Source organism: Bacteroidota bacterium, from assembly GCA_020161395.1.
In the GTDB taxonomy this organism is placed as follows: domain Bacteria; phylum Bacteroidota; class Ignavibacteria; order Ignavibacteriales; family Ignavibacteriaceae; genus UTCHB3.
On the sequence record JAIUOE010000002.1, the window covers coordinates 533,856 to 557,476 of the forward strand.

Annotated in this window: 18 protein-coding genes; 7 read left to right on the plus strand and 11 right to left on the minus strand. The window is 42.8% G+C overall.

Translation table 11 applies throughout. From position 1 onward, the window contains the following. Positions 1-29: 29 nt before the first annotated feature. The 6 genes from LCH52_04830 to LCH52_04855 form a co-directional block, all read right to left on the minus strand. Positions 30-1,334, minus strand: a complete 1,305-nt coding sequence (locus tag LCH52_04830) for an NCS2 family permease (GenBank protein MCA0387800.1) — start codon at positions 1,332-1,334, stop codon at positions 30-32. Positions 1,335-1,372: 38 nt separating this feature from the next. Beyond that, complete coding sequence (locus LCH52_04835; GenBank protein ID MCA0387801.1) at positions 1,373-2,320, minus strand: hypothetical protein; 948 nt, start codon at positions 2,318-2,320, stop codon at positions 1,373-1,375. Positions 2,321-2,390: 70 nt separating this feature from the next. Then, positions 2,391-5,291, minus strand: coding sequence for a serine hydrolase (locus tag LCH52_04840; GenBank protein ID MCA0387802.1), 2,901 nt, complete (start codon positions 5,289-5,291; stop codon positions 2,391-2,393). Next, positions 5,278-6,558, minus strand: coding sequence for an MFS transporter (locus LCH52_04845; GenBank protein ID MCA0387803.1), 1,281 nt, complete (start codon positions 6,556-6,558; stop codon positions 5,278-5,280). Before LCH52_04845 ends, LCH52_04840 begins: the two co-directional genes overlap by 14 nt. Before the next feature lie 98 nt (positions 6,559-6,656). After that, entirely contained in the window at positions 6,657-7,580 is a 924-nt protein-coding gene (locus LCH52_04850) for a hypothetical protein (protein ID MCA0387804.1), read from the minus strand. An 86-nt stretch (positions 7,581-7,666) separates the two neighbouring features. Continuing rightward, on the minus strand, positions 7,667-7,855 hold the full coding sequence (locus LCH52_04855; GenBank protein MCA0387805.1) for a hypothetical protein: 189 nt from the start codon (positions 7,853-7,855) through the stop codon (positions 7,667-7,669). Between the two features lie 105 nt (positions 7,856-7,960). Here LCH52_04855 and LCH52_04860 point away from each other — a divergent pair, with 105 nt between their 5' ends. Continuing rightward, the gene (locus tag LCH52_04860) at positions 7,961-9,427 is read left to right on the plus strand and encodes an aminotransferase class V-fold PLP-dependent enzyme (GenBank protein ID MCA0387806.1); all 1,467 of its coding nucleotides are present in this window, start codon (positions 7,961-7,963) and stop codon (positions 9,425-9,427) included. Positions 9,428-9,435: 8 nt separating this feature from the next. Here LCH52_04860 and LCH52_04865 read toward each other — a convergent pair whose 3' ends face one another. Continuing rightward, complete coding sequence (locus tag LCH52_04865; protein ID MCA0387807.1) at positions 9,436-11,583, minus strand: S9 family peptidase; 2,148 nt, start codon at positions 11,581-11,583, stop codon at positions 9,436-9,438. Between the two features lie 182 nt (positions 11,584-11,765). Here LCH52_04865 and LCH52_04870 point away from each other — a divergent pair, with 182 nt between their 5' ends. From LCH52_04870 to LCH52_04880, 3 genes are all read left to right on the plus strand, one after another. Further along, positions 11,766-12,758: a formylglycine-generating enzyme family protein gene (locus tag LCH52_04870; protein MCA0387808.1), complete on the plus strand. Its 993-nt coding sequence runs from the start codon at positions 11,766-11,768 to the stop codon at positions 12,756-12,758. Between the two features lie 112 nt (positions 12,759-12,870). Beyond that, a complete protein-coding gene (locus LCH52_04875) occupies positions 12,871-14,082 on the plus strand; it encodes a PAS domain S-box protein (GenBank protein ID MCA0387809.1) in 1,212 nt (403 codons plus the stop codon). Continuing rightward, positions 14,033-14,371, plus strand: a complete 339-nt coding sequence (locus tag LCH52_04880) for an ATP-binding protein (protein ID MCA0387810.1) — start codon at positions 14,033-14,035, stop codon at positions 14,369-14,371. Before LCH52_04875 ends, LCH52_04880 begins: the two co-directional genes overlap by 50 nt. A 52-nt stretch (positions 14,372-14,423) precedes the next feature. Here LCH52_04880 and LCH52_04885 read toward each other — a convergent pair whose 3' ends face one another. After that, entirely contained in the window at positions 14,424-16,217 is a 1,794-nt protein-coding gene (locus tag LCH52_04885) for a T9SS type A sorting domain-containing protein (GenBank protein MCA0387811.1), read from the minus strand. A 347-nt stretch (positions 16,218-16,564) separates the two neighbouring features. On the opposite strand from LCH52_04885, the gene LCH52_04890 reads away from it, so the two are divergent. Then, on the plus strand, positions 16,565-17,965 hold the full coding sequence (locus LCH52_04890; GenBank protein MCA0387812.1) for a T9SS type A sorting domain-containing protein: 1,401 nt from the start codon (positions 16,565-16,567) through the stop codon (positions 17,963-17,965). A 119-nt stretch (positions 17,966-18,084) separates the two neighbouring features. On the opposite strand, the gene LCH52_04895 is transcribed toward LCH52_04890, so the two are convergent. Then, positions 18,085-18,807, minus strand: coding sequence for a pyridoxine 5'-phosphate synthase (locus LCH52_04895; GenBank protein MCA0387813.1), 723 nt, complete (start codon positions 18,805-18,807; stop codon positions 18,085-18,087). Between the two features lie 248 nt (positions 18,808-19,055). On the opposite strand from LCH52_04895, the gene LCH52_04900 reads away from it, so the two are divergent. After that, positions 19,056-19,919 carry a hypothetical protein gene (locus LCH52_04900; protein MCA0387814.1) on the plus strand — a complete coding sequence of 288 codons (864 nt, stop codon included), beginning with the start codon at positions 19,056-19,058 and terminating at the stop codon, positions 19,917-19,919. Between the two features lie 62 nt (positions 19,920-19,981). Here LCH52_04900 and LCH52_04905 read toward each other — a convergent pair whose 3' ends face one another. Together LCH52_04905 and LCH52_04910 are read right to left on the minus strand one after the other, a co-directional pair. Next, positions 19,982-20,932 carry a hypothetical protein gene (locus tag LCH52_04905; GenBank protein ID MCA0387815.1) on the minus strand — a complete coding sequence of 317 codons (951 nt, stop codon included), beginning with the start codon at positions 20,930-20,932 and terminating at the stop codon, positions 19,982-19,984. Between the two features lie 85 nt (positions 20,933-21,017). Further along, entirely contained in the window at positions 21,018-21,728 is a 711-nt protein-coding gene (locus LCH52_04910; GenBank protein ID MCA0387816.1) for an endonuclease III, read from the minus strand. A gap of 469 nt (positions 21,729-22,197) precedes the next feature. On the opposite strand from LCH52_04910, the gene glmM reads away from it, so the two are divergent. Beyond that, positions 22,198-23,547, plus strand: coding sequence for a phosphoglucosamine mutase (gene glmM, locus LCH52_04915; GenBank protein ID MCA0387817.1), 1,350 nt, complete (start codon positions 22,198-22,200; stop codon positions 23,545-23,547). The last annotated feature ends 74 nt before the right edge of the window (positions 23,548-23,621 follow it).

Below are 23,621 nucleotides of genomic sequence, written 5' to 3' on the forward strand. Positions count from 1 at the left end.
TTCTGTAATTTGCCTGAAGCTGAGCATCATCAGTAGGGGTAAATTATGAACAGTATCAAAGAGATAATGCCCAGTGCCCACATACCGGTTGATATTTCGGAACTCCGTTTAGCCGCAAGCTTAAAAATGATGTAAACAATGAATCCACCTGTCATCCCTATCCCTATATTATAACTGAATGCCATCAGAACAATAGTAACAAATACGGGTACCGCCTCACTAAAATCTGTAAAATTGAGATGTGTGACCATGCCGATCATCAACAGACCCACAACCATCAATGCCGGTGCATAAGCGTAAGCCGGAATCGCCGCCACAAATGGTGAAATAAAAAGCGTCAGTAAAAAGAGAAACGATGTAACCACCGCGGTAAGGCCTGTTCTCCCCCCTGCTTCAATTCCGGTTGCAGAGTCGATGTAAGCTCCGGCAGTTGTGGTTCCAATTATACCTGCAAGAGTGGTTGCAATCGCATCACTCAGCATCGGTCTCTCTACATGAGGCAGTTCACCCTTCTCATCCAGTAAATTACCCACCATCGAAAGCGCCATCAGGGTTCCAATAGTATCAACAATGTCCATTACAACGATCGTTAAAATAATCGATGCAAAACTCCATTGAAGTGCCCCTATCAGATCAAACTGCCATACTATCGGCGAAATATCGGGTGGCATGCTAACCCATCTCTTTGGGAGATCCTCCAATCCCGTAACAAACCCCAGAAAAGTGATTGCGAGAATTCCAAGGAGAATAGCTCCCTTCACCTTTTTCATCATCAGAAGCGCAATGACGATAAACCCGAGTATAGCCAGATAGACCTCGGGGTTGTTCAGATGTCCGATTCTAACAGGTGGACCACCTGCACTTTCAATTATCCCCGATTTGATCAATCCGATAAAAGTTAGGAAAAAACCGATTCCCACAGTGCATGCAAGTTTCAGCGAAGTCGGTATCGATTTTGCCAGCCAGCCCCGCAATCCTGTTACCGTAAGGACAATGAGGATGATACCGCTGATCAATATTGCACCAATGGCTGTTTGCCAGGAATGCCCCATTATTTTTACAACAGTATATGCGATAAAAGCATTCATCCCCATATATGGAGCGATTGCAAAGGGTCGTTTCGCATAGACTCCCATTAAAAATGTGCCCAGAAAAGCTACCAGAATTGTGGCAACCATTGTCGGTTCCTCAGGAATTCCGGCGACAGCCAGCACTTTCGGATTAACGATAATGATATACGAAATGGTGAAAAAAGTTGTAATACCGGCTAATATTTCTGTTTTTACGGAGGAGCCGTGTTTTTCTATTTCAAAGAACGATAAAAGGAATTTCATTTACTTTATTTTTTTTAATCAGTTATTGGGAAATGCAATTATTCAGAGAAAAATTTCCCGATCACCTCGGTTGTTTCTTCATCACTTAAAAGGAGAATTCTTGAGATCTCCCTGGCTTTTGCTTTAATTTTTTCTCTGTCTGTCAGCCCGGCAGACAAATGTTCGAGGTATTTTACGAGTACAAATTTCCCGGCAATTTCACAAAGATTCATCACAAGAACCTCGTCCAGTTTCATCTTGCTCCCCAGTTCCATAATGAAATCCGCTTCCCGTCTGTCAAGCTCCCTGTCGGTTAAGGCTATTGCCCAAGCGAACAAAATTACGGCCTTTTTGAATTCAAAGCGGGTTTGTTCGTCGCACTCTTCCCGGGTTATCTCATGCGGTACTCTTATGTCACTCAGATCCCTGGGTACCGGAAAAATGAAGTCAAAGAGGAAAAGCTTTTCTATTTCCCTCAAAGTTTCGTCCGCTCCGGCAACCATCAACAGAACTCTGGAAAGGAATTTCTTTTCCGAATCCACCAGTGGTTTTCCTTCACGGAGGATTTTCTCGAACCCGTATTGCTTCAAGTCCTCCGGTATCCGGTTCGCAGTCCACGATTGTGACTCCTCGTCCCATCTGAAATGAGAACTAATGGAAGTGAAAGCGAGAACTATACCGGTATTAATGGCATCCTCCGAAGGCTGACTTACACGATTATGGAGAATTGCCTTTGTATCAAAAAACTTTTCATCATCGTAAATTCTGCTTCCAAACCTGCCGTTTATTATTTTCTGAAATATGCGGGACATCGAGTGCCTTACATTATTAAGTGCACTCTCTTCACTTCCTCTAAAAACAGGTTCATTAATAGTGGTGGGAATATGGGACATGGCAGCAAACTTCTGTCCCGTGGAAGCACATTGAAAAATGCAAAGAATTAAGTCGCCATCGAGTGTGTAACTCTGAAGGAGGGGTTTTACATTGGTAATATTTGCCTGTTGCAAAGATTGTTCTCCAATAATTCAAAATCGTTTAAGCAAATATTTGAAAAAATATCGGGAAAATCAATTAAATCTACATCAGAAGTGTGGCTAATGCCTCATGAAGTCTGATTCTGAAGTTTTTTATTCCCTCTTTTTTCCTTGTCGGATAGACCCTGTTTGTAAAAAGGATGACAGCAAATTTTTTCCGGTAATCAGCCCAAATGGATGTGCCGGTAAAACCTGTATGTCCGAATGAGTTCTCAGCAAACGATTTTCCCCCTACACCGGCATGTTTGAAGTTGGTGTCCCATCCGAGTGCTCTTGATGAATTGTTGCTTTGACGGGTAATAAATTGAGTGATTGTCTCCTGTTTCAGATATCTAACACCGTCAAAAACTCCTCCGGAGAGAAACATTATCATAAATTTTCTGATGTCTTCAACGGTGGAAAATAAGCCCGCGTGCCCCGTCATTCCTCCGAGTGCAAAACAGTTTTCATCGTGAACCGATCCTTGTATCAACCTGTTTCTCCAGAAATCATCTATTTCTGTCGGTACGCAATATGGAATGTCGACCTGCTCGGGATTATATTTTGTGCTCAACATCCCTATCGGGCTCCACAATATCTCCCTCATAAATTGATCGAGATTCTTTCCCGCAACTTTCTCGACAAGTCTGCCGAGCACGATCATCCCAAGATCAGAATAAACAGTTTTCGTACCTGTCTTATAATCCAGATTCAGTTCGCAAATTTCATTAAATATTTCGTCAGGACCCTTCACCGACCTGAAAAACTTACCCGAAGCAGGCAGACCGGAAGTGTGGGTTAGAATGGTTTTTATTGTAACTTTTTTTTTATTCACAAACCCGGGAATATATTTTTCGACAGGATCATCGAGCGAGATTTTCCCCTCCTCAAGCAGTTTCATCACTGCAAAAGTGGTTGCTGTCACTTTTGTCAGGGATGCAATGTCATACATCGAATTTGTTTTTACTGAGAAAGATGAGGGCTCATATGTGAATCGCCCGTACGAATTCTCATAGAACAATTTTCCATCCTTGATTATGGAAATTGCTGCCCCGGGAAAGATGGAATCCTTTATTCCGCTGTTTACCAGCTCATCAATTCTCTTGTACTTGTCAGAAAGTCCCTGGGTTCTGCCCTGTTCTTTCAACAAGTCGATTCCACTCCCTCTTTTAAATTCGGTGCCGGGAATGGATACCGGAAGTCTACCCGAGATATTGTTTTCGCCAAAAACAGCAGCCGCCAGCGCTTTCTCACCCGCAATCTCGGCTCCATAGTTCGTCACAAATACATCAACCTGGGGAAAATTCAACAAAATGTAGGGATGACAGTGCGCCAGCAGAATAACTTTTTTCCCCTTCTTCAGAAGATCCTGCACTACTTTTATGGTCGATTTTTCCATGTTAATCTTCCCTGTCGCATTACGGATCTGAAGATAAACAGAGACTATCACCTCTTTGGTACCTGTGAGTTTCTCGGAGAGAATTTCAAGATCTGTATCATCAGGTTTCAAAGGTAATTCCCAGGTGTCAATATTTTTATTTCTGGAATTCAGCTCACTGAGGAACGACTTATAATTAGGGAAATCACGCCCGTCCTTAATTACCAGATGAAAGTATTTTTTCTTTTTGTCCAACGGAAACAGACCCGGATTTGATTTCAACAGTGTAATCGACCTGATTGCAAGGTCCCTTGCAATCTCATCCACCTCCCGCTCGGCATCAAGTTTCGATACTTCTGAAATCGAAGCGGGCTTGCTGTCGAAAAGTCCGGTCCATCTTTTCGCCTGCAACACTTTTCTAACTGAAAGGTCAATTCTGGATTCCTTAATCTCTCCCCTCCTGACGGCTGCAACTATGGCAATGAATGCTTCCTTGGAATCGAGCGATGCCATGATTACATCCATCCCCGCCTTTATCGTCCTTACCGCTGCCTCTCCGGGTTTGTTATACTTGGAAACAGCCTTCATGCTCATTGCATCGGTATTTGCGATACCCTTGAAGCCAAGCTGTTCCCTCAGTAATTTCGTTACAATGTTGTAGGAGAGTGTTGCAGGTGTATCGGGTGTATTTTGTGATTCCACTCCAAGATGCCCGACCATGACACTGTAAGCCCCTTTCTCGATGCATTTTCTGAAAGGAAAAAGTTCGGTCGAACGAAACTGTTCATCAGTACCTTTTATTACTGCGAGATCTGTGTGAGAATCGGTGGAAGTGTTGCCGTGTCCGGGGAAGTGTTTTAAAGATGAGAGTACACCCCCGGCATGAAGACCCTTCATCATCATAATTGCCAGTTCAGCCACCTGTTCTGGGTCCTCACCAAACGAACGGACATTAATGATAGGATTTGCGATATTGTTATTGATATCTGCAACGGGGCTGAGATTCCAGTTGACCCCGAGAATTTTTGAATCACGGGCAATCCTCTTTCCCATTTCATAAACAAGGAGAGGCGAGTTTGCTGCTGCCAGTGCCATGTTGAAAGGATATGATTTTGCACCGGGAATCCGCATCGCAACTCCCCTTTCAAAATCTTCCGCAAAGAGTAAAGGAATTTTGGAATACTGCTGCAATTCCCTTATCAACTGAGCTGATTTCATCATGCTCGAACCGAAAAGGACAAAGCCGCCAGGTTTATAGTTTTCGAAATGCTTGTTTTCGAGATATTCCTTTGTCATTCTCCCGGGTTGAACTGCAGGAAACAGCAACTGCCCGACTTTCTCCTCCAGCGTCATTTTTGAGAGGATGGAATCGATGAAGGGGTCAGGTTCAGTCGAGAATATTTCACCGGGGTCGGGTGTCTCTTCCAGCTTGCTGTAGATATCATCCGCAGCTACGGCTGTTTCCGGCTCACTTCCATCAACCACCTTTTTTTCACAACCGGTGATCGAAAGAAAAAGGAGCAAAAGAAGCGTCGAAAGCCTGACCATTTTGCTGTCCATCGTCCGTGACGGGCTATTTTTTTCCATAATCGGCGTCAAGCGGAATCAGCCATGTCGCAAAGAGGCTTGGGATTGCCGTGAGTAGCACAATCATGAAAAAGTTGGAATATCCCACCGTCTCCTCCAGCCAGCCGGACCACATGCCCGGAATCATCATACCCAATGCCATAAAACCGGTGCAGACAGCGTAGGAGGAAGTTTTATATTTGTTGTCGGAAACATACATCATATAGACCATGTAGGCTGCAAAACCAAAGCCGTAACCAAATTGCTCAACCACCACCGCAACTCCGATGATAAAGATATCATGTGGAGGGGTGGCAGCCAGATACCAGAAAGCAAGAATCGGGAGGTGCATCGCTACAAGCATGGGCCAAATCCATCTCTTAAGTCCATGTTTCGAGATTGCAATACCACCGAGTATACCGCCGATGGTGAGGGCGATTATACCTGCGGTTCCATACACAACAGCAAACTGCTCATTACTCAATCCCATACCACTTTTTGAGACGGGGTCTTTCAGAAAAGGAGCAACCATTTTCACAAGCTGAGCTTCAGGCAGACGGTAAACGAGGAGAAAGAAAAGTATCAAACCAATTTTCTTCTGCTTGAAAAATCCTGCGAAAGCCAGAAAAAATTCATTCAGTTTATTCTTCCCCTCTTCCACTCTCGGTGAATCATCAGCGGGATAAGGAAGCATAAATTTGTGATAAACAAAGAAGAGAAGGAACAGACCTGCTGCAATTCCAAAAACTATCATCCAGGCAGGTTCTGCTTCACCTTTGAAATAATTTTTGGTGAAATACCCGGCAAAGAACACCAGAACACCATTTCCGAACAGTGTGGCAGCTCTGTAGAATGTGCTTCTGATTCCGACAAAAAACGATTGTTTGTCCTTGTCCAATGCCAGCAAATAAAAACCGTCTGCGGCAATATCATGAGTTGCCGATGCCAGTGCCATCAGGGCAAGGAAAATCATCGAGGGCCAAAAGAAATCCTCAATCGGTAGTGTGAGGGTGAAAGCCACACCGACAAACCCGGCTGCAAGCAATCCCTGCATGGCAACCGTCCACAACCTCTTCGTTTTTACAATATCAACAATCGGACTCCACAGCGGTTTGATAACCCATGGAAGATAGAGCCAGCTTGTAAACAGTGCTATATCTGTATTTGAGACCCCTAAATCCTTGTACATCACGACCGAAACTGTCATCACAATCACATAGGGGATGCCTTCAGCAAAATAGAGAGTGGGTATCCATGACCAGGGGTGCCTGTGTTCTTTTCTACTCATATTATTATCATTCCGGGATTATAAAAATGGTTAACAAATCAAAAAGGATGAAACTGAAATTGGTTTAATGTTTTTTCATCCGGGAGAATAAACTGTTTCTAAAGTTTGCCACTCTGAGCCAGCCAGACAGCTCCCATTACGGGAGGATGGTCTGTTTGTTTCAATTCCACCTGCGGAAGCCTCTCGGCGAGTTTTGCTTTGAACATCTCTGAAAATTTATTTGATTTCACCAGTACACTTCCGACGAACGAGAGTCTCAATGGCTCATCACCAAATTTTTTCATCATCGCCCTCACATGGTCAATCAAACCGTCAGATTCTTCATCCAGAATTTTGAGAGCGATGGCATCCCCATTACCGGCAGCTTCAACCACCAAAGGCGCAACAGATGCGATATCAAAATTATTGGTATAAACTGCGGTGATCAGGTCATTCGGCTCTTTAAATCCGAATTTTTCTTCCACCAGTGTTTTTATCAGGGTGTCTTCACCTCTTCCGTCAATAGCTCTTCCGGTGGCTGTAAGACCCCTTTGCCCGAGTTTAAAGCCACTTCCTTCGTCACCAAGAAATCTCCCAAGTCCGCCAACCCTGTAGATATCTCCATTTTGATTTTTGCCAAACATAATGGAACCGGTACCTGCAATGAGAATTGCTCCACTAACGCCGGGAAATGCCGTTTCGAGTGCGATTCTTGCGTCTGATACTATTGAGAAATTTTGGAAATGGATATTGTTGGAAAGGAATTTTTTAATTACTGCCTCTTCGAGCCGCTTTGCATCTGCAACTCTGCCGGCACCTGTGGTTCCGAGTACCGTTGCAACGAGGTCGTTGTAATCAAGTTTGTTGGTTGAAATGAAATCGTTGATAAGATTGAAAAGTGTCTCTGAAACGGCTTCTACCCCGTTCATAAGGAAGTTGGAGTTTCCGCCGAAACTCTCTCCAATCTTGTTATTTTGGTCGTCAAGACAAAAAAGATGTGTCTTGGTACCGCCTCCGTCTATTCCTATGTAAAACTGCATCATCTATTTTCTTATTTTTGGACAATTCTTTTTTAAATTCTTGTCTGAAAAATAAGAAATGATGGTCTCATAAAGAAATAAAGAGACAATTATTCTGACATCAAATAAAAGATTCCGTAGAGCGCGCTAACTAACAGGGTTATCGAGATGGTAACAAGAAGAACTTGTTTGGCTTTTTTCTTCCTTTCCTGTTCACGGAGGAAACGATTCGTCTCAGTGTAATCGCGCTTATAGTCACCTTTATTTATGTCCCAGTTTTTATGATTTGGGTCTAACATAAAATATCGTTCAAAATTTAAGTTGATCAGGATTTAATCTGCCTGAAAAGTCCTGATTCAGATTAATAAGATTTTCTCGAACCTAAAATAACATTCAAATCAAATATGACCAAACTTGAAGAACATTTTCTCTCCTTTCGCCGTAACACTTCCGGAAACGATGTGACAATCAACACGATTCAGGGAAAAAAGAAGCTCATCTATGCCGACTGGATAGCGAGCGGAAGACTATATCTGCCAATCGAAGAGGCAATTGCCGGCAGGTTTGGTCCCCTCGTAGGGAATACCCACTCCGAATCAAACTATACGGGTTCGGTGATGACAAGGGCATATCACCATGCCCACAAAAAAATCAAAGAGCATGTAAATGCCTCCGGGAAAGATATCATTATTACTGCCGGTTCAGGAATGACAGGCGTGATCAACAAATTTCAAAGAATACTCGGTTTAAGGGTACCCGAGTTGTTGAGGAAATTTATCCACATGGAAGAGACTGTGAAACCGGTGGTCTTCCTTACTCATATGGAACACCATTCCAACCAAACTTCATGGCTCGAGACCATTTGCGATGTGGTTGTGGTTCCACCTGCTGAAAACGGACTCGTTTCCGAAGAAAATCTGCAAATGGAACTCGAGAAATACCAGGACCGCCCCGTGAAATTTGGGGCTTTCAGCGCGTGCTCAAATGTTACAGGAATAGTAACTCCATATCATAAACTCGCTAAAATAATGCATGAAGCAGGTGGATACGCTTTTATCGATTTCGCTTGCTCCGCTCCCTATGTGGATATCGATATGCATCCGGCAGACCCGGCAGAGAAACTGGATGCCATTTTCTTTTCTCCTCATAAATTTCTCGGTGGACCCGGAACCCCCGGCGTGCTGGTTTTTGATTCGGAACTCTACCACAATACTGTGCCCGATGATCCGGGTGGAGGCACAGTCGACTGGACTAATCCCTGGGGTGAATACAGATTTGTGGATGATATTGAAGCAAGGGAGGATGGCGGAACTCCCCCGTTTCTCCAGACTATAAAGGCTGCAATGGCTATCATGCTGAAGGAAGAGATGGGAACTGAAAACATTATTTCCCGTGAACATGAGATGCTGCCGGGATTCATGGAAAAACTCGACAGGATACCCGGACTCCATATCCTTGCAGGCAACCACCGCGACAGACTCGGTTGTGTGTCATTCTACATGGATAATATCCACTATAATCTGGTTGTGAAAATTCTCAACGACAGGTATGGAATTCAGGTCAGGGGTGGTTGTTCATGCGCAGGCACTTACGGACACTATCTTCTGAATGTCGATCCCTGGATGTCTAAAAGAATTACTGAAAAAATCAGCCATGGCGACCTCTCCGAAAAACCCGGATGGGTCAGGGTATCAATACATCCAACAATGACAAATGACGAAATTGACCTGATTGCCGAGGCAGTTTCCGAAATAAGGAAAAATATAGACCGGTGGTCGTCAGATTATAAATATGACAACCACCGCAATGAATTTGTAAGCAGCGGAGGGGATCCTGTCCTCGAGGTTGGTGACCTCTTCAGGTTTCGCTGACAGTCACTCTATTTTGTGTAGCCCATTCTGTCAAGAATAAAAGCGTACTGGTAAGCCACTTCCTTCAATCTGGCATATCTTCCCGAGGCTCCACCATGACCGGATTCCATATTCATTTTCAGAACGGTTATGTTGTCATCCTTTTTTAGCTCTCTCAGTTTCGCTACAAATTTTGTCGGCTCATGAAAACTGACCTGTGAGTCGTTCAGCCCGCCTGTAGCCAAAATGTTGGGATATTTAACCGCTTTTACATTGTCATAAGGCGAGTAAGACAACATATATTTGTAATACTTTTCTTCCTTTGGATTCCCCCACTGCTCCCATTCCTGAGTTGTAAGAGGCAGTGTCTCGTCAAGCATAGTGTTTATTACATCCACAAACGGGACGATTGCAAGGACGACATGGAAAAGGTCGGGACGCATGTTTACGCACGCACCCACAAGAAGTCCGCCGGCACTTCCACCCATGATGGCAAGTTTCTCCGGTTTTGTGTATTTGTTGTTCACCAGATATTCTGCGCAGGCAATGAAATCGGTGAATGTATTCTTTTTATTCAGGAGTTTGCCATCCTCATACCACTCTTCACCGAGTTCGCTACCGCCTCTGATTTGAGCGATGCCATAGACGAATCCACGGTCAACGAGGCTGAAAACCGACGAGTTGAAGTTTGCCTCGGTGGAAGCTCCATACGATCCATAGGAATATAAAAGTGCAGGATTGTTCCCGTCTTTTTTAAGGTCCTTTTTGTAAACCACAGCCATCGGTACCTTTTTCCCGTCAGGAGCTGTTGCCCACAATCTCTCAACTGAATAGTCATCCGGATTGAATCCACTCGGAATCTCCTGAACCTTCAATTTTTTGGTCTGACCTGAAAAGACATCATATTCAAAAGTGGTCCATGGTCTGTTGAGTGATGTGTAAGTGTATCTGATTGTTTTCGAAGTGTATTCGGGAGTACCACTCAGATTGAGAGAATAAACAGCTTCGGGGAAATCAAGCCATCTTGAGACATATGTGTCGAAAGTGATGGTTCTCAGCTTCCGCAATCCCTCGGTTCTCTCCTGTACCACCATAAAATTGTCGAAGACATCAAGATTTTCAATCTTCACCTGAGGATCATGTGCAATCAGGATATTCCATTTTGACATCGATTCATACCCCTTTAGCGGAGCTTCATATACCATGGAATTCTTTGAATTGTCATCTTTGTAAAGAACAAAGAATTTCGACTTATGAGGGTAAACGGAATACTCAACATCCTTTTTACGGGGCATAAAGGGTTTGAAAGTTCCTGTCGGGTTGTTTGCATCAAGTAAAGAAATCTCACTTGTCGTAAAACTTCCCGAATAAAGCATCAGATAATCGTTTGTTTTACTTTTGTAAACGGAAATGTTGAAGAGTTCATCTTTTTCCTCGTAAACCAGTGTCCCGTTCCCTTTGCCAAAAGCATCCGCTCTGTATAACTGATAAGGTCTCAGAGCTTCATTCCCTTTAACAAAGAAGACTGTTTTGCTGTCGTTAGCCCACGCATAGGATTGTGTACCTGCAACAAAAAATCCGAGGTCTTTACCCGTTTGCAGGTCCCTGATTCTAAGATCATCCTCGGCAAACGAACCGGTTGTATTACTTGAATAAATTGCATAACGGTTATCTTTGCTTACTTCATATCCTGTAAAGAGAAATGTCGGCTTTCCTTCTGCCATCGCATTCACATCAAATATCACTTCCTCAGGAGCATCCAGGTTCCCTTTTTTTCGGCAGTGAATGTTATATTGTTTTCCGGTCTCTGTACGGGAGTAATACCAGTAGCCATTGTCGAGGTACGGTACGCTGTTGTCCTGCTCCTTTATTCTCCCCTTCATTTCATTGTAGAGGGTCTCCTGCAGGACTTTAGTGTGTCCCATTACCTCATCGGCATAAGCGTTTTCTGCCTCGAGATATTTTATAACCTCCGGATCCTTTTTGTCCCTCATCCAGAAGTAGTTGTCAACTCTTTTATTGCCAAATTCTGTAAAAGTAACAGGCTGTTTTTTTGCCACCGGAGGTGCCGGATAGTCTTTCTGTGTTTTGATCATTTTTGGATCGTCCTTCTTTTGGGCGGTGGTAATTCCTGTCATCAATAAAATGACTGAAACCATCAGGATAAGATTTTTCATGTATCTTCTCGGTTATTAAAAAAATGATGAGAAAAATAAGAATAAAATTAAAATTTGAACCCGTAAATATGCAGGAACGGATTTAAATAATTATAAACAGAAGGTGAAGTTATTTTGGACTTTCTGACAATGCAACTTCCCTTAAATTGAGGCTTTGATTTTAATTATTGATGGAACCACCAATGTCCTCTTTTTCTGTAAGATTTTTCCTCCTGCCCGTTTCAATTTTATTAATGCAATCAGTCACCTTCGCACAAACAGACACCGGATATTTCGCCTCCGATGGTGAGTTCATGCGGCTGGTTGAGGGTGGCACATTTAAAATGGGAGCCACTGAAAAAGAAAAATATCTTATTTCCGCATCTGTTCCTCAACACACTGTAACCGTCTCCGACTATTACATCTCCACCACCGAAGTGTCGCTGGCAAATTTTAAAAAATTTATTTACGAAACGGGATATAAAACCGTGGCAGAGATAATCGACTCAAGCTATATAAAAACGAAGGATGATTTTGCTTTTACCAAAGGAATCAACTGGAGACACAACGAATGGGGGTATCTCAGAGACAGCATGTTCAATGATTTCCCTGTCTTTCATGTAAGCTGGTACGATGCAATTGAATTTTGTAACTGGCTAAGCAGGAGAGAGGGTTTAAATCCTGTTTACACAATCGACAGATCCACTGTCGACACATGCAATAAAAGCGAATACGACAAGCTAAAATGGAGCGTAACCTGGAACGATAACCTTCCAAACCCCGGCTACAGGCTCCCAACCGAATCGGAGTGGGAATTTGCCGCAAGAGGTGGAAATCTGAGCAAGGGTTACTTTTACAGCGGAAGTGATGAAATGAGTGCCGTAGCCGTTTCAAAAAACGAACACCTCATCTACAAAGGATCATACCCTGTCGCAGGAAACACGCCGAACGAACTGGGGATCTACAACATGAGTTTTAATGTAATGGAGTGGTGTTGGGACTGGTATGCAGACTATACTCCTGAAGCAAAAATCAATCCCAAAGGTGCTCCTTCAGGCAACTGGCGTGTCAAAAGAGGCGGTGCATGGTACGGTCTCGGGTTCGAAGGAAAGCCCGCCTTCAGAAATGGTTACTCCTCAGATACGACTTTTTTCTGTCAGGGCTTCAGAATAGCAAAAAACAGGAAGAAAAACTAAAAAAAACATTAACATTTCATCCCTTTTGTTTGAATTCTGTAATTTATTTTGCATCTTCTTGTGCAGATTTTTGTAATTATAACTGCTCATTGCATGTTTCGCGAAAGTCCTCATGATGGTGAAAGAGAATCATGCGGATCAAAAGACGGATAACACTCCTGATCTTGCTCTGCTTTATGAACTGACGGTTCAAGACCTGCCTGATGCCGTATACTGGGTTGGCAAGGATGGCAGATTCATCTTCGTGAATCCTGCGGCATCTCTGCACTATTGTTATTCTAAAGATGAATTCTCCACCCTCAATGTTTGCGATCTGTTATCGTGTTCAATCGAGAAGTGGGCAGAAGAATTTCATACACTGAAAGAAGCCGGATCCATTACCCGTGAAACCGAACAAAAGAGAAAGTCCGGTTCTTCAATCCCTGTTGAGGTTAAATCGAGTTATTTCGAACTCGACGGAGTTGGATACGCTTGTAATGTCGCCAAGGATCTTTCAATTCGAAAAAGGGCGTTGAAGGAACTCGAAAGAAGTGAACTAAAAATGCGACAACTCCTTCTTAACAGCATCGACGCAATTCTTCTTACCAAACCCGACGGCACAATTGAATCTGCAAACCCCAGCGCCTGCAAAATGTTTAACAGAAGCGAAGAGGAGATTTGCAGAATCGGAAGAGCGGGTATCGTTGACATCACAGACCCCAAATTGGCAGCGGCTCTCGAAGAAAGAGCAAAGACAGGAAAATTTTTTGGTGAACTTACCGGCCTTCTACCCGACGGTACAAAATTTCCAATCGAAGTTGCCACCGCACTATTTTACCTCGATGGACTCCCTCACAGCAGTATGATAATCAGAGATATCACCACACGAAAAAAAGTTGAACTTGAGATGCTTCTAAATTCCGAGAGACTCGCAGCAATTAATTCAACTAAAGATAAATTCTTCTCGATGATCTCTCATGACCTTCGCAGCCCTTTTCATATTCTGTTAAATTTCTCTCAAATGCTTCTCGAAGACGCTGATAAATTATCCAGGGAGCAGATCAGGCACTACGCAGATACTCTTTTCAAATCGATATCTAATTTGTACGGACTCCTTGAGAATCTCTTAAACTGGTCTCTGATACAAAGGGACAAAATATCCTTCGAGCCGGAGGAATTGAATCTGGCTTCCATTACAGACCAGGCGTTCGAAATAATCTCTACCATAGCCCTTAAAAAAAATTGTTCTGATAAATGGAGTTTTACAGGAGACGCGGATTTTTGCCGACAAAAACATGCTAACGACAATTATTCAGAATCTCGTTTCGAACGGCATAAAGTTTAGTCACCGGGGTGGATCGATTCTCGTAACGGCTGTAAAAGGTAACGATGAGCTTGTTTTGATCGTCAGTGACCAAGGTGTCGGGATAAAAGAGTCTGATTTGCCGGGATTGTTTGAACAGCACGGAAATCTGCAGACTTCCGGAACTGAAAGAGAAAAAGGATCGGGTTTGGGACTGGTACTCTGCAGGGAATTTGCGAAAAGACACGGAGGTTCAATCGATGTGATCAGTCACCCGGGAGAAGGGAGCCGGTTCATTGTTTCATTTCCGGATGCAAAAAAGGAGAAATAATTTTTTAAGCCCTGCCTCTGGCGACAGGGCTTAATAACTTAAAATTGTTGGATTATTTTAGTACTATCATCTTGCGCGAAGAAACATACCCGTCAGTCTCCATCCTGTAAACATAAACACCCGATGAAAAACTTGATTTTGCTGAACTGATATCAAAATCAACCTCGTGCACTCCTGCATTCTTGTATCCGTTCACCAGAGTGGAAACAATGTTTCCCGTAATATCATATACTTTCAATGAAACCCACCCCGGCTTGGGCAACTCGTATGAAATAACAGTTGAAGGATTAAATGGATTGGGATAGTTCTGGAAAAGCGCATAAGCATAAGGATTGGCTAAATCGATGAGAATTTCATTTGAATATGAGAAATCACCGTTTAGATCTATTTGTTTAAGTCTGTATTTGTAAAATCCGGGAGACTGTCTCTCATCTTCAAAATAGTATCTTGATGGATAAAGTGAGGTCCCTTTGCCCTTAACAAACCCCACTGTCGACCATGTCAGGTTTTTATCAAATGCCGTTACCATCTTAGCCCTTTCCACCTCGAAACCACGATTGTTCACTTCACTGGCAGTCTGCCATTCCAGAAAAATCTTGCTCTCTTCCACCGAAGCAGAAAAACCGGTAAGCTCGACCGGAAGAACCGCCGCGGAATCAAAGAATGGAGCTGTCCAAATCGACATTGTGGTGTTGTCAGCTCTCATCCAAATTGGATACACTCTCCCCTGAAATGCTGATATACCTGTATAATCACCGAAAAACACGCCCGAGGAGGGGTTGAAAGATGTTTCACTTACTTTAAAATTTTCCCAGGTAAGCCCTCCATCAACCGATTTCGCAACAAAAACATCAGTAAGATTTCCCGTGGTGTTTCTTCTGTCATAAAAAATTGAATAAAGGACTCCCGTTGCCTGATCCACTGTAAGCCAGCAGAAAAACTGATGTCGTGACGAGTTGTCATTATTTACTTTTATTGGAGCGCTCCATGTGTTGCCTCCATCCGTGGATCTTGCAATATAAACATCCGTGTTTGTCGACCCGGCTCCCTGATCCGACCAGTTAATGTAAATATTGCCGCGATGAATTCCCCGGGAAGTGTCGCAAACCGTTACTGTCAATCCGTTTGCACGGTAGATTCCCGGGACTGAATAATCCCATCCGCCCGGATGTGTAGCCACAAATCTGTCATTTCCAAAAGTCACTCCACCATCAAGCGATTTGTCAAACATTATTCCATGCGGACCCGTCCACGAAACATAAACTTCTCCATTCGGACCAACCGCAGGTACTGCACCTTCCACAGTATTGTCCTCATCCACGCAGTCACCGCTTCTGTCGCTCACTTTTACGGGAGTGCTCCAGGTAATTCCCGCATCTGTGCTTCTGCTGAACAGAATCCTCGAACTGTCGGAGACGGATCCGCTCCCGTAATTATCGAATTCTGTCCATGACATGTAGATATTCCCTTTGTAGAGAGGACTGTGATAATCTGCTGCCAGCCACTCTTTGTCCTGCTCTTTAGGCGGAGTAAGCCCGACACCAGCACCGTCATTCCAGGTGGTACCGTTGTTTGTCGATCTTTGAACCACGATCCTGTCAATCCAGTAACCCACCGTGGGATTTGAAAGATGACCATAGTAGAGATATCCGCGGTGATCGTACAAAAGACATGGATCACCCCAAACACCAAGTGAGGAAGTCATCTGCTTCTGAGTCCAGGTGGCTCCCCTGTTTGTGGAAACATAAAAATAGCTGATGTTCGCCCCACCTGCAATAATGTCGGGGTTGGTCGGATTAATTGCTATCGACACCTCGTTCGGGCTCGATGCATTCGTTGTAGACATCCTGATGTTCTGGAACTGTGGGAACAACGGTATTGAAAAGACTATTAACAAGAGCAATATCTTACACGGTTTCATGATATTTAAACTTTCTTTATCTTAAGACTCATCTTGGAGAATTGATTCAATCAGACATTTAAAATAATCAAATCTGTTGACTTGGTAATGAACCGGAATTTTTTTACAAATGTAAACAAATTATCTCTTGAAATTTGTTATTCTAAAAATAATTATTTATTTTTCGAAGTGTCTTGTATTTTGTATGTGAATTATTTATGAATCTAACATGTATATATTCAGACATCAAATTAAGACTTCCAAAATTATAATAATCCTGAAAGGATTAATAGATGAAAATCTTCACAAGAAACCTCCCTTTTTTCCTGTTAATAACACTATTCTGTTTTACTGATCAGTTATTTTCCCAAAATCATGAAACCTCCATCGGCAGGGCTCCGGCTACTCAGAATCCTGTAAAAGAGGTCACCAAAAACGATAATTTGACAACAACAATCGCCTATGGCAGCGATGGAATTGGTAATCTGTGGTTTAGTGCCGCAATTCCTGCCGGTACTCTTACGCAGATTGGACCCAACGGTGGATTTCTACATATGGGTGGAGATTTTGACGGGCAGGGAGTCTTCTACGCGATAAATGGTAACCTCAACTCACTTATAACCGTAAATTATTTGACCGGGGCTGAAACTGTGGTTGGTGTAATTACTGGAGTCACCGCAGGACTAACCGTCACCTCCATTAGTTGGAATCCTGCGGACTCCAAAATGTATCTAAGTGCCTCAAATTTAACGACTTCATTTCTGTACACAATAAATTTGACCACTGCTGCTGCAACTCTTGTCGGCGAAATTACAAACGCTCCGTGTATTATCGCAATTGGAATAAATTGCACCGGAGAGATTTATGGGGTTGATATAGTGACAGACAGTCTGGTATCCATAAATCCCGGAACAGGTGCCGGAACAGTATTGGGAGCGTTGAACTTTGATGCGAATTATGCTCAGGATGTTGATTTTGACTTCGCTACAAACACTCTTTACCTCGCTGCCTATAACAACACTGCAATGTCTGGAGAGCTGCGTACAGCAAATTTAACCAATGGCTCAACTGCCCTGGTACTTGGCTGGCCCGGCGTTGAACTGACTTCATTTGGAATTCAGGGAAGCTGCGGACCTGTCCCTGTTGAATTAAACCGTTTCGAGGCTGTTCCTAAAGACGGTCAGGTTGAACTGCAATGGGCAACTTCCACCGAAACCAATAATAAAGGCTTCAGCATCGAAAGAAAATCCGCCGATGGTTTTATCGAAGTTGGCTTTGTTCAAGGAGCCGGAACCACTGCTGAGATAAAGCAATACAGTTTTACCGACAGGAATATTCCGGCAGGAACACAGATTTACAGACTTCGTCAAATCGATCTCGACGGTACTGTTGCACTAAGTTCTGAAGTGACTGTCGAAATTGGAGCCCCCACAACTTTCAGCCTCGATCAAAATTATCCCAATCCTTTCAATCCTTCAACCACATTTGATTTCAAGATCGCGACAGGAGGAAAAGTAATGTTAAGTGTTTATGACCTGCTCGGAAGGGAATTGGAAGTGCTTGTGGATGAAATGATGACACCGGGAAGCTATTCGGTTAAATTTGATGCTACAGGCTATTCGAGCGGAATCTATCTCTACAGACTGGAATCTTCAGGATTTGTACAGACCCGCAAATTAATAATTATGAAGTAACCCTTTAAAATATCAAAAGCTGTCATCCGGATCCGGGTGACAGCTTTTAATTTATTCGCAAGAACAGCTTCTTCTTTCCCGGCAACAAAAAAGCATGGGAAAATATTTCGCTGAATCCCCTATTGAACACCAAGCTTGATAAGGTTGATCATCTCTCTTACCGCATTATCGATTCCGACAAACATGGCTCTGGCGACTACTGCATGACCGATACTTACTTCATCAATCGTATGAATTGATCTGAAAAGTTTGATGTTGTGATAATCGAGTCCATGTCCGGCGTTTACAACAAGACCGTTTTTATGAGCGTAAAGCGCCGCAGCTTCAATCTTGTCGAGCTCCTCCACTATCTTTTCCTCCGTTTTTGCTTCGGAATAAACTCCCGTATGAATTTCAATCATGTCAGCACCCGACTCGAGGGCTGCGTCAATCTGCTCATTCAACGGTTCAATGAAGAGTGAAACCTTTATTCCGGCATCTTTCAATCTCTTGTTGCAATCTTTGAGAGACTGAAGATTTGCGATCACATCAAGTCCCCCTTCAGTGGTCAGTTCCTGCCTCTTCTCAGGGACTATGGTTGCCATTTCAGGTTTAATTTCGCAGGCAATTTTGATAATCTCATCATTTGCTGCCATTTCAAGGTCGAGCTTCGTTTTCACTAATTGTCTCAGTAAAATTACATCTCTGTCCTTGATATGTCGCCTGTCTTCACGCAGGTGAACAACTATTCCATCCGCACCTGCCTGTTCTGCAATCAGAGCAGCTAAAACAGGGTCGGGCTGGCTGCCACCCCTGGCATTTCTTATGGTTGCAAAATGATCTATATTTAAGCAAAAACGCATTTCAATTTCCTTAATAATTTATTCTAACTCGAACCGTAAAGTTACAAAGGTAAAAGGTTGAATCAAAATTCAATTTTGTTCACCCGTTCGAACTTTGAATCGAAGGTTGGGGGTATCTTTTTCAGGAGGTTTAACCCCGCGCAAAATTTTGTTTGATTCGGGAACAAACTGCATTAAGTTGTTTGTATAATGAATTATTAACACTAATTTTGCAGTAATCATCAATAATAATTTAATTGGAGTATAATTTGAGAAGAACGATTTTAATCTTCATAATTATGGCAAGTGTGGGCTTTGCACAACACTTCATACCTCACCTCGATAAACAGACACCAGAGTTTAAGAGTTTTTTGAAACAGTATGGCATCAAAAATTTGCTCGAAAAACTGATACCAACAGATTCAACCTTTATCGATAACTTCGACCCGGCTTCCCAAACAATGTTTACATTTGATAAAAACGGGAACATCCTGACTGCAAAGTCAAAAGGATTTACTTATGTCAGTTCAACCGTCGACAGTTTTGTTTACAATAAATCCGGAAAACTTGAAAAAATAATTTCTTCCATGACCGAGGGACACGCTTCAGAAGGAGCCGGCATCATAAGCGTAAGAGAGTTTGTGTATTCCAAAGACAAGGGCATCATTACCAAGGTCCTTTATAAAGAGATCGAAAACGGAAAAACGAGAGACTATGGCTCTTACGATTACGAGTATGATAACAATTCGGTTCTGAAAAAAATTACCGATAACACAAAAATCGTTTTCATGGGAGAAGAGATGCCCAGCTGCGACTACATTTTCGATGCAAAAGGAAAGATGGTAAAAGAGGTTTCCACTGCCCGTATAGCCGAGCACAAATACGATGCTGCAGGCAGAATTCTGGAAACCATCGAGAGCGTTGAAGGACTCGACCCCTACACCATCACATATACTTATGACAATGATGGCAAATTGTTAAGCAAAAAAAGCAGAAGTGAAACCTCATTCGGTGATGCTAAATATCAGTATGCAGCTACGGGAGTTCTTTCATCAATTGAGGAGAAATGGGTTTATGGATACGACATTCCCTCCACATATTTTGTTACTCAATACTGGTTTAATGTAGATTAAAGTTGTTATTAATACTCTCTTTATCAGGTTCCAGGGTGTTCAGGAATCTTCCTGTTCACCCTTCATTGTTTTAAAAGTCTCTCCACAAAAGCATCAGAGTTAAATTTATCTGAAAGTTCTGTCATATATTCATTCAGTCTCTTTTCGGATTCGAGCATGGCAAGAAATTCTTTGAGTTCGTCAAACTCCCTTACTTGTTTTGGTTTATCAATCTTTCTTGCACCAAGTTCCCTGACAAACGCTGTATATTCCGCAAATATTTCATGTCCTTTGTGCAGTTCCTTAAAATCCAGCACATCTTCAGACACAACATCCAAAATATGTTTGAAGAATTCATGATCTCCAAGTTTTATCATTCTTTCAAGAAGCCAGTGATCAAGTTTGAACACCCGGGAGACATGAAAGTCGGATATCCCTGAAAACATTGGGTCATTTCTTCTTGGATCGGGCTTAATACAAATCGATGCCGCGGTAAAGAATCCAAGATAAGTCAACATCCAGCTTTTCTCTTTCTCTTCCTTCTCATAAAGTTTTACCAACCCCATCTCCTTAAGTGAGGAGATCGCAAATCTGAGATTGGTTTTACAGCGAGTGGCACCTGAAGCAGTTATCGCAATATCAGCGAAAGTAAGACTTCTCTCTTTGTGGAAATCGATAAACCTGTCAATTATCTCGAAGAGGTTACACTGCTGTTTATAGAGTTCATTAAAATGGGTGAGAAGATAAACCAACAGCCAGTATTGATAATCAATCTCGCTTATTGACCGTTCAAGCTCCGAGTCCTCGTTATTGAAGATGTCCCTGTTTACCCAGAAAAAACTCTTGGATATTCTCTCTGAAAAGATTTTAGCATTATATGAAGTCAGGTGGTGTTTCGCCTTTATCTGTTCAAGCTCTCCCTCAATCAGATAAATAAGATGTTTTACATAAGTCTCCTCACCGGGGTGGAGTTTCTCCTTCTGCACAGCAATCAGAAGGTCTTCCAGTTTGTTTAAGAGGTCGAAAGCAGGCATAAAAATTCCAAAAGTATTCGATTAAATTTAGAAATAATTTTTCTATTCCTGAAAGCAAATCCCATTTCCCGTTAAAAAGTATTTCCTATAGCATGTCCAACAGTAAAAAATCATTGTGAGAATACTTTTTCTCATCAGAATGAAGGTTTTTGTCGTCATATTTGCAAACTTTCAGAAGAGGACAATGGATGCAATCCGGATTCTGCGGTCTGCAAAACTCCCTTCCAAGCAAAATCAGATTACTGTGAAAACTGTGAGCGAGCCCTTCGGGTATTTTTCCAAACAACAGTCTGAAAGTCTTTTCCGGCTGATTGCTTTTCACAAGTCCAACCCGGTTAACTATTCTGTTCACATGTGTATCCACAGGACAAACATTCCGTCTCAATGAAAAAAGCAGGACACAGGAAGCAGTCTTTACACCAACCCCCTTGTACGAGGTAAGCTCATCCAGAATTTCAGTATCCCCCATCCTCTTGGTGTGCTCGAGATTCAGGGTCCCCCGTTTTTCTTTCAAATCGTTCAAAACCTCAAGTATGGCAGCCGATTTCTGCTTCCCCAATCCGGCAACTTTTATTTGGTTCTCCAAATCCTCCCGGTTTAACTGTCTGACCTCTTCCCAATCCCTGAAATTTTCCTTAAGATTTTTGTAAGCCTTCCACGAATTCTTGTCATTTGTGTTCTGCGACAATATCGTTCCAATCAGCACATCCAACGGATCCTGAAAATTGTCACTTCGTACGGGCTCTCCGTAATATTCACGGAGCAAACTGTCTATCTTTTTAATTTTTGTTTTCATACCGGGGTCTTTGGGAAATTTGAGAAAATCGAGAGACTTGAGAAACTTGAGAAACCTGAGAAACTTGAGTACTTGAGAAACTTGAGAAACTTGAGAAACTTGAGAAACTTGAGAAACTTGAGAAACTTGAGAGACCTGAGAAACTTGAGAGACCTGAGAAACTTGAGAGACCTGGACTACAAGTTCTGAGATCCGAAATACTGAGGTTCTGAAGTTTCGAAGTTCCGAAATACTGATGTTCCGAAGTTCTGAAGCTCCGAAGTTCCTTTGAATCAAATAAGTTTGTTATTTTTCCTTCTCAAAATTACAAAAATACTTTACTTGTAAAATAATTAACAAAAGAGTTCTCAAGTCTCTCGAGTTTCTCAGGTACTCAAGTCTCTCAAGTCTCTCTGGTACTCAAGTTTCTCAGGTACTCAAGTCTCTCGAGTCTCTCGAGTTTCTCAAGTCTCTCAAAAAAGGAGTTTTCATGCCCACATTGATGGTCAGCATATCAGGAATCAGGGGAATTGTAGGCGATGGTCTCGATCCCGAAATACTCGTAAAATTTACATCAGCTTATGCGAAATGGATTGGAAGCGGAACCGTCGTAATCGGTCGCGATTCAAGAATTACAGGTGCGATGGTTAGCTCAATCACTGCCGGTGCCCTTAATGCACTTGGGATTAATGTGGTGGATATCGGGATTGTTCCGACTCCGACAGTTCAGTTTGCAGTTAAAACTTTAGGAGCCCAAGGCGGAATTGCGATCTCGGCAAGTCACAATCCGAATGAATGGAATGCCCTGAAACTGCTCAATTCCACAGGTCAGTTTATGTCGCCTGGGGAACACAATGAGATGAAGAAATATCTGGGGCAACCCGCTGAATACAAACCATGGGACAAAATCGGCCATACCACATTCAATTACGAAATGCTTAAAAACCATAAAGAGAAGGCACTTTTGCTTCCCTTCATCGATGTGGAGCTGATCAGATCAAAGAAATTTAAAGTTGTTGCTGATTGTGTGAATGGTGCCGGAGTTTATGTAATTCCCGAGTTGCTCCGTGACCTTGGCTGTGAAGTAATCGAATTAAATTGTGAGAAGACAGGCATATTCCCGAGATTACCCGAACCACTCCCCGAGAACCTCGTTGAAACGATGGCAAAGGTAAAAGAAACAGGTGCTGACCTCGCCGTGGTTGTTGATCCCGATGCAGACCGCCTCGTCCTCATCACTGACGAAGGTGAACCCTTCAGTGAAGAAAACACCATATCACATGTAGTTAAATGGGTACTTTCAAAAAATCCGGGAAATGTTGTCGTTAATCTCTCGACCACCAGAACAGTTGACGATGTTGCCAAGGCTGCAGGTTGCGAAGTGTTCCGCTCCCCTGTCGGAGAGGCAAATGTTGTACAAAAAATGAAAGAGACCGGAGCGGTCATTGGCGGTGAAGGAAGTGGCGGTGTTATTTATCCTGCACTTCACTACGGCAGAGACTCCCTTGTTGGTGTTATCATTACACTCCAGCATCTCGCTGAATTTGGCGGAAAACTGTCCGATCTGAAACGGGCTTTGCCGCAGTACAGTATTGCTAAAAAGAAAATCGATATATCAGGTAAATCTCCTGATGAAGTTCTGACTGCCATGGTGGAAAAATATAAACACGAAAAAGTTAATACTGATGACGGTTTAAGAATCGACTTTCCGGATCATTGGGTCCATTTCAGAAAATCAAACACTGAACCAATCATTCGTGTCATAGCAGAAACCACTTCTTATGATGAAGCCGTTAAACTTTGTGAGAAATATTTCGCCGAAATAACCTCACTCTTGTAGAACTTCGGAACTTCAGTACTTCAGAAACTCTGAGGTTCTGAGGTTCTGTATCTCCGAGGTTCCGAGGTTCTGCA

Excerpts from the sequence above, each read along its gene's own strand:
- LCH52_04830 (MCA0387800.1), bottom strand. The coding sequence starts at position 1,334 with ATGAAATTCCTTTTATCGTTCTTTGAAATAGAAAAACACGGCTCCTCC.
- LCH52_04840 (MCA0387802.1), bottom strand. The coding sequence starts at position 5,291 with ATGGAAAAAAATAGCCCGTCACGGACGATGGACAGCAAAATGGTCAGG.
- LCH52_04845 (MCA0387803.1), bottom strand. The coding sequence starts at position 6,558 with ATGAGTAGAAAAGAACACAGGCACCCCTGGTCATGGATACCCACTCTC.
- LCH52_04850 (MCA0387804.1), bottom strand. The coding sequence starts at position 7,580 with ATGATGCAGTTTTACATAGGAATAGACGGAGGCGGTACCAAGACACAT.
- LCH52_04855 (MCA0387805.1), bottom strand. The coding sequence starts at position 7,855 with ATGTTAGACCCAAATCATAAAAACTGGGACATAAATAAAGGTGACTAT.
- LCH52_04860 (MCA0387806.1), top strand. The coding sequence starts at position 7,961 with ATGACCAAACTTGAAGAACATTTTCTCTCCTTTCGCCGTAACACTTCC.
- LCH52_04865 (MCA0387807.1), bottom strand. The coding sequence starts at position 11,583 with ATGAAAAATCTTATCCTGATGGTTTCAGTCATTTTATTGATGACAGGA.
- LCH52_04870 (MCA0387808.1), top strand. The coding sequence starts at position 11,766 with ATGTCCTCTTTTTCTGTAAGATTTTTCCTCCTGCCCGTTTCAATTTTA.
- LCH52_04875 (MCA0387809.1), top strand. The coding sequence starts at position 12,871 with ATGATGGTGAAAGAGAATCATGCGGATCAAAAGACGGATAACACTCCT.
- LCH52_04880 (MCA0387810.1), top strand. The coding sequence starts at position 14,033 with ATGCTAACGACAATTATTCAGAATCTCGTTTCGAACGGCATAAAGTTT.
- LCH52_04885 (MCA0387811.1), bottom strand. The coding sequence starts at position 16,217 with ATGTCTACAACGAATGCATCGAGCCCGAACGAGGTGTCGATAGCAATT.
- LCH52_04890 (MCA0387812.1), top strand. The coding sequence starts at position 16,565 with ATGAAAATCTTCACAAGAAACCTCCCTTTTTTCCTGTTAATAACACTA.
- LCH52_04895 (MCA0387813.1), bottom strand. The coding sequence starts at position 18,807 with ATGCGTTTTTGCTTAAATATAGATCATTTTGCAACCATAAGAAATGCC.
- LCH52_04905 (MCA0387815.1), bottom strand. The coding sequence starts at position 20,932 with ATGCCTGCTTTCGACCTCTTAAACAAACTGGAAGACCTTCTGATTGCT.
- LCH52_04910 (MCA0387816.1), bottom strand. The coding sequence starts at position 21,728 with ATGAAAACAAAAATTAAAAAGATAGACAGTTTGCTCCGTGAATATTAC.
- glmM (MCA0387817.1), top strand. The coding sequence starts at position 22,198 with ATGCCCACATTGATGGTCAGCATATCAGGAATCAGGGGAATTGTAGGC.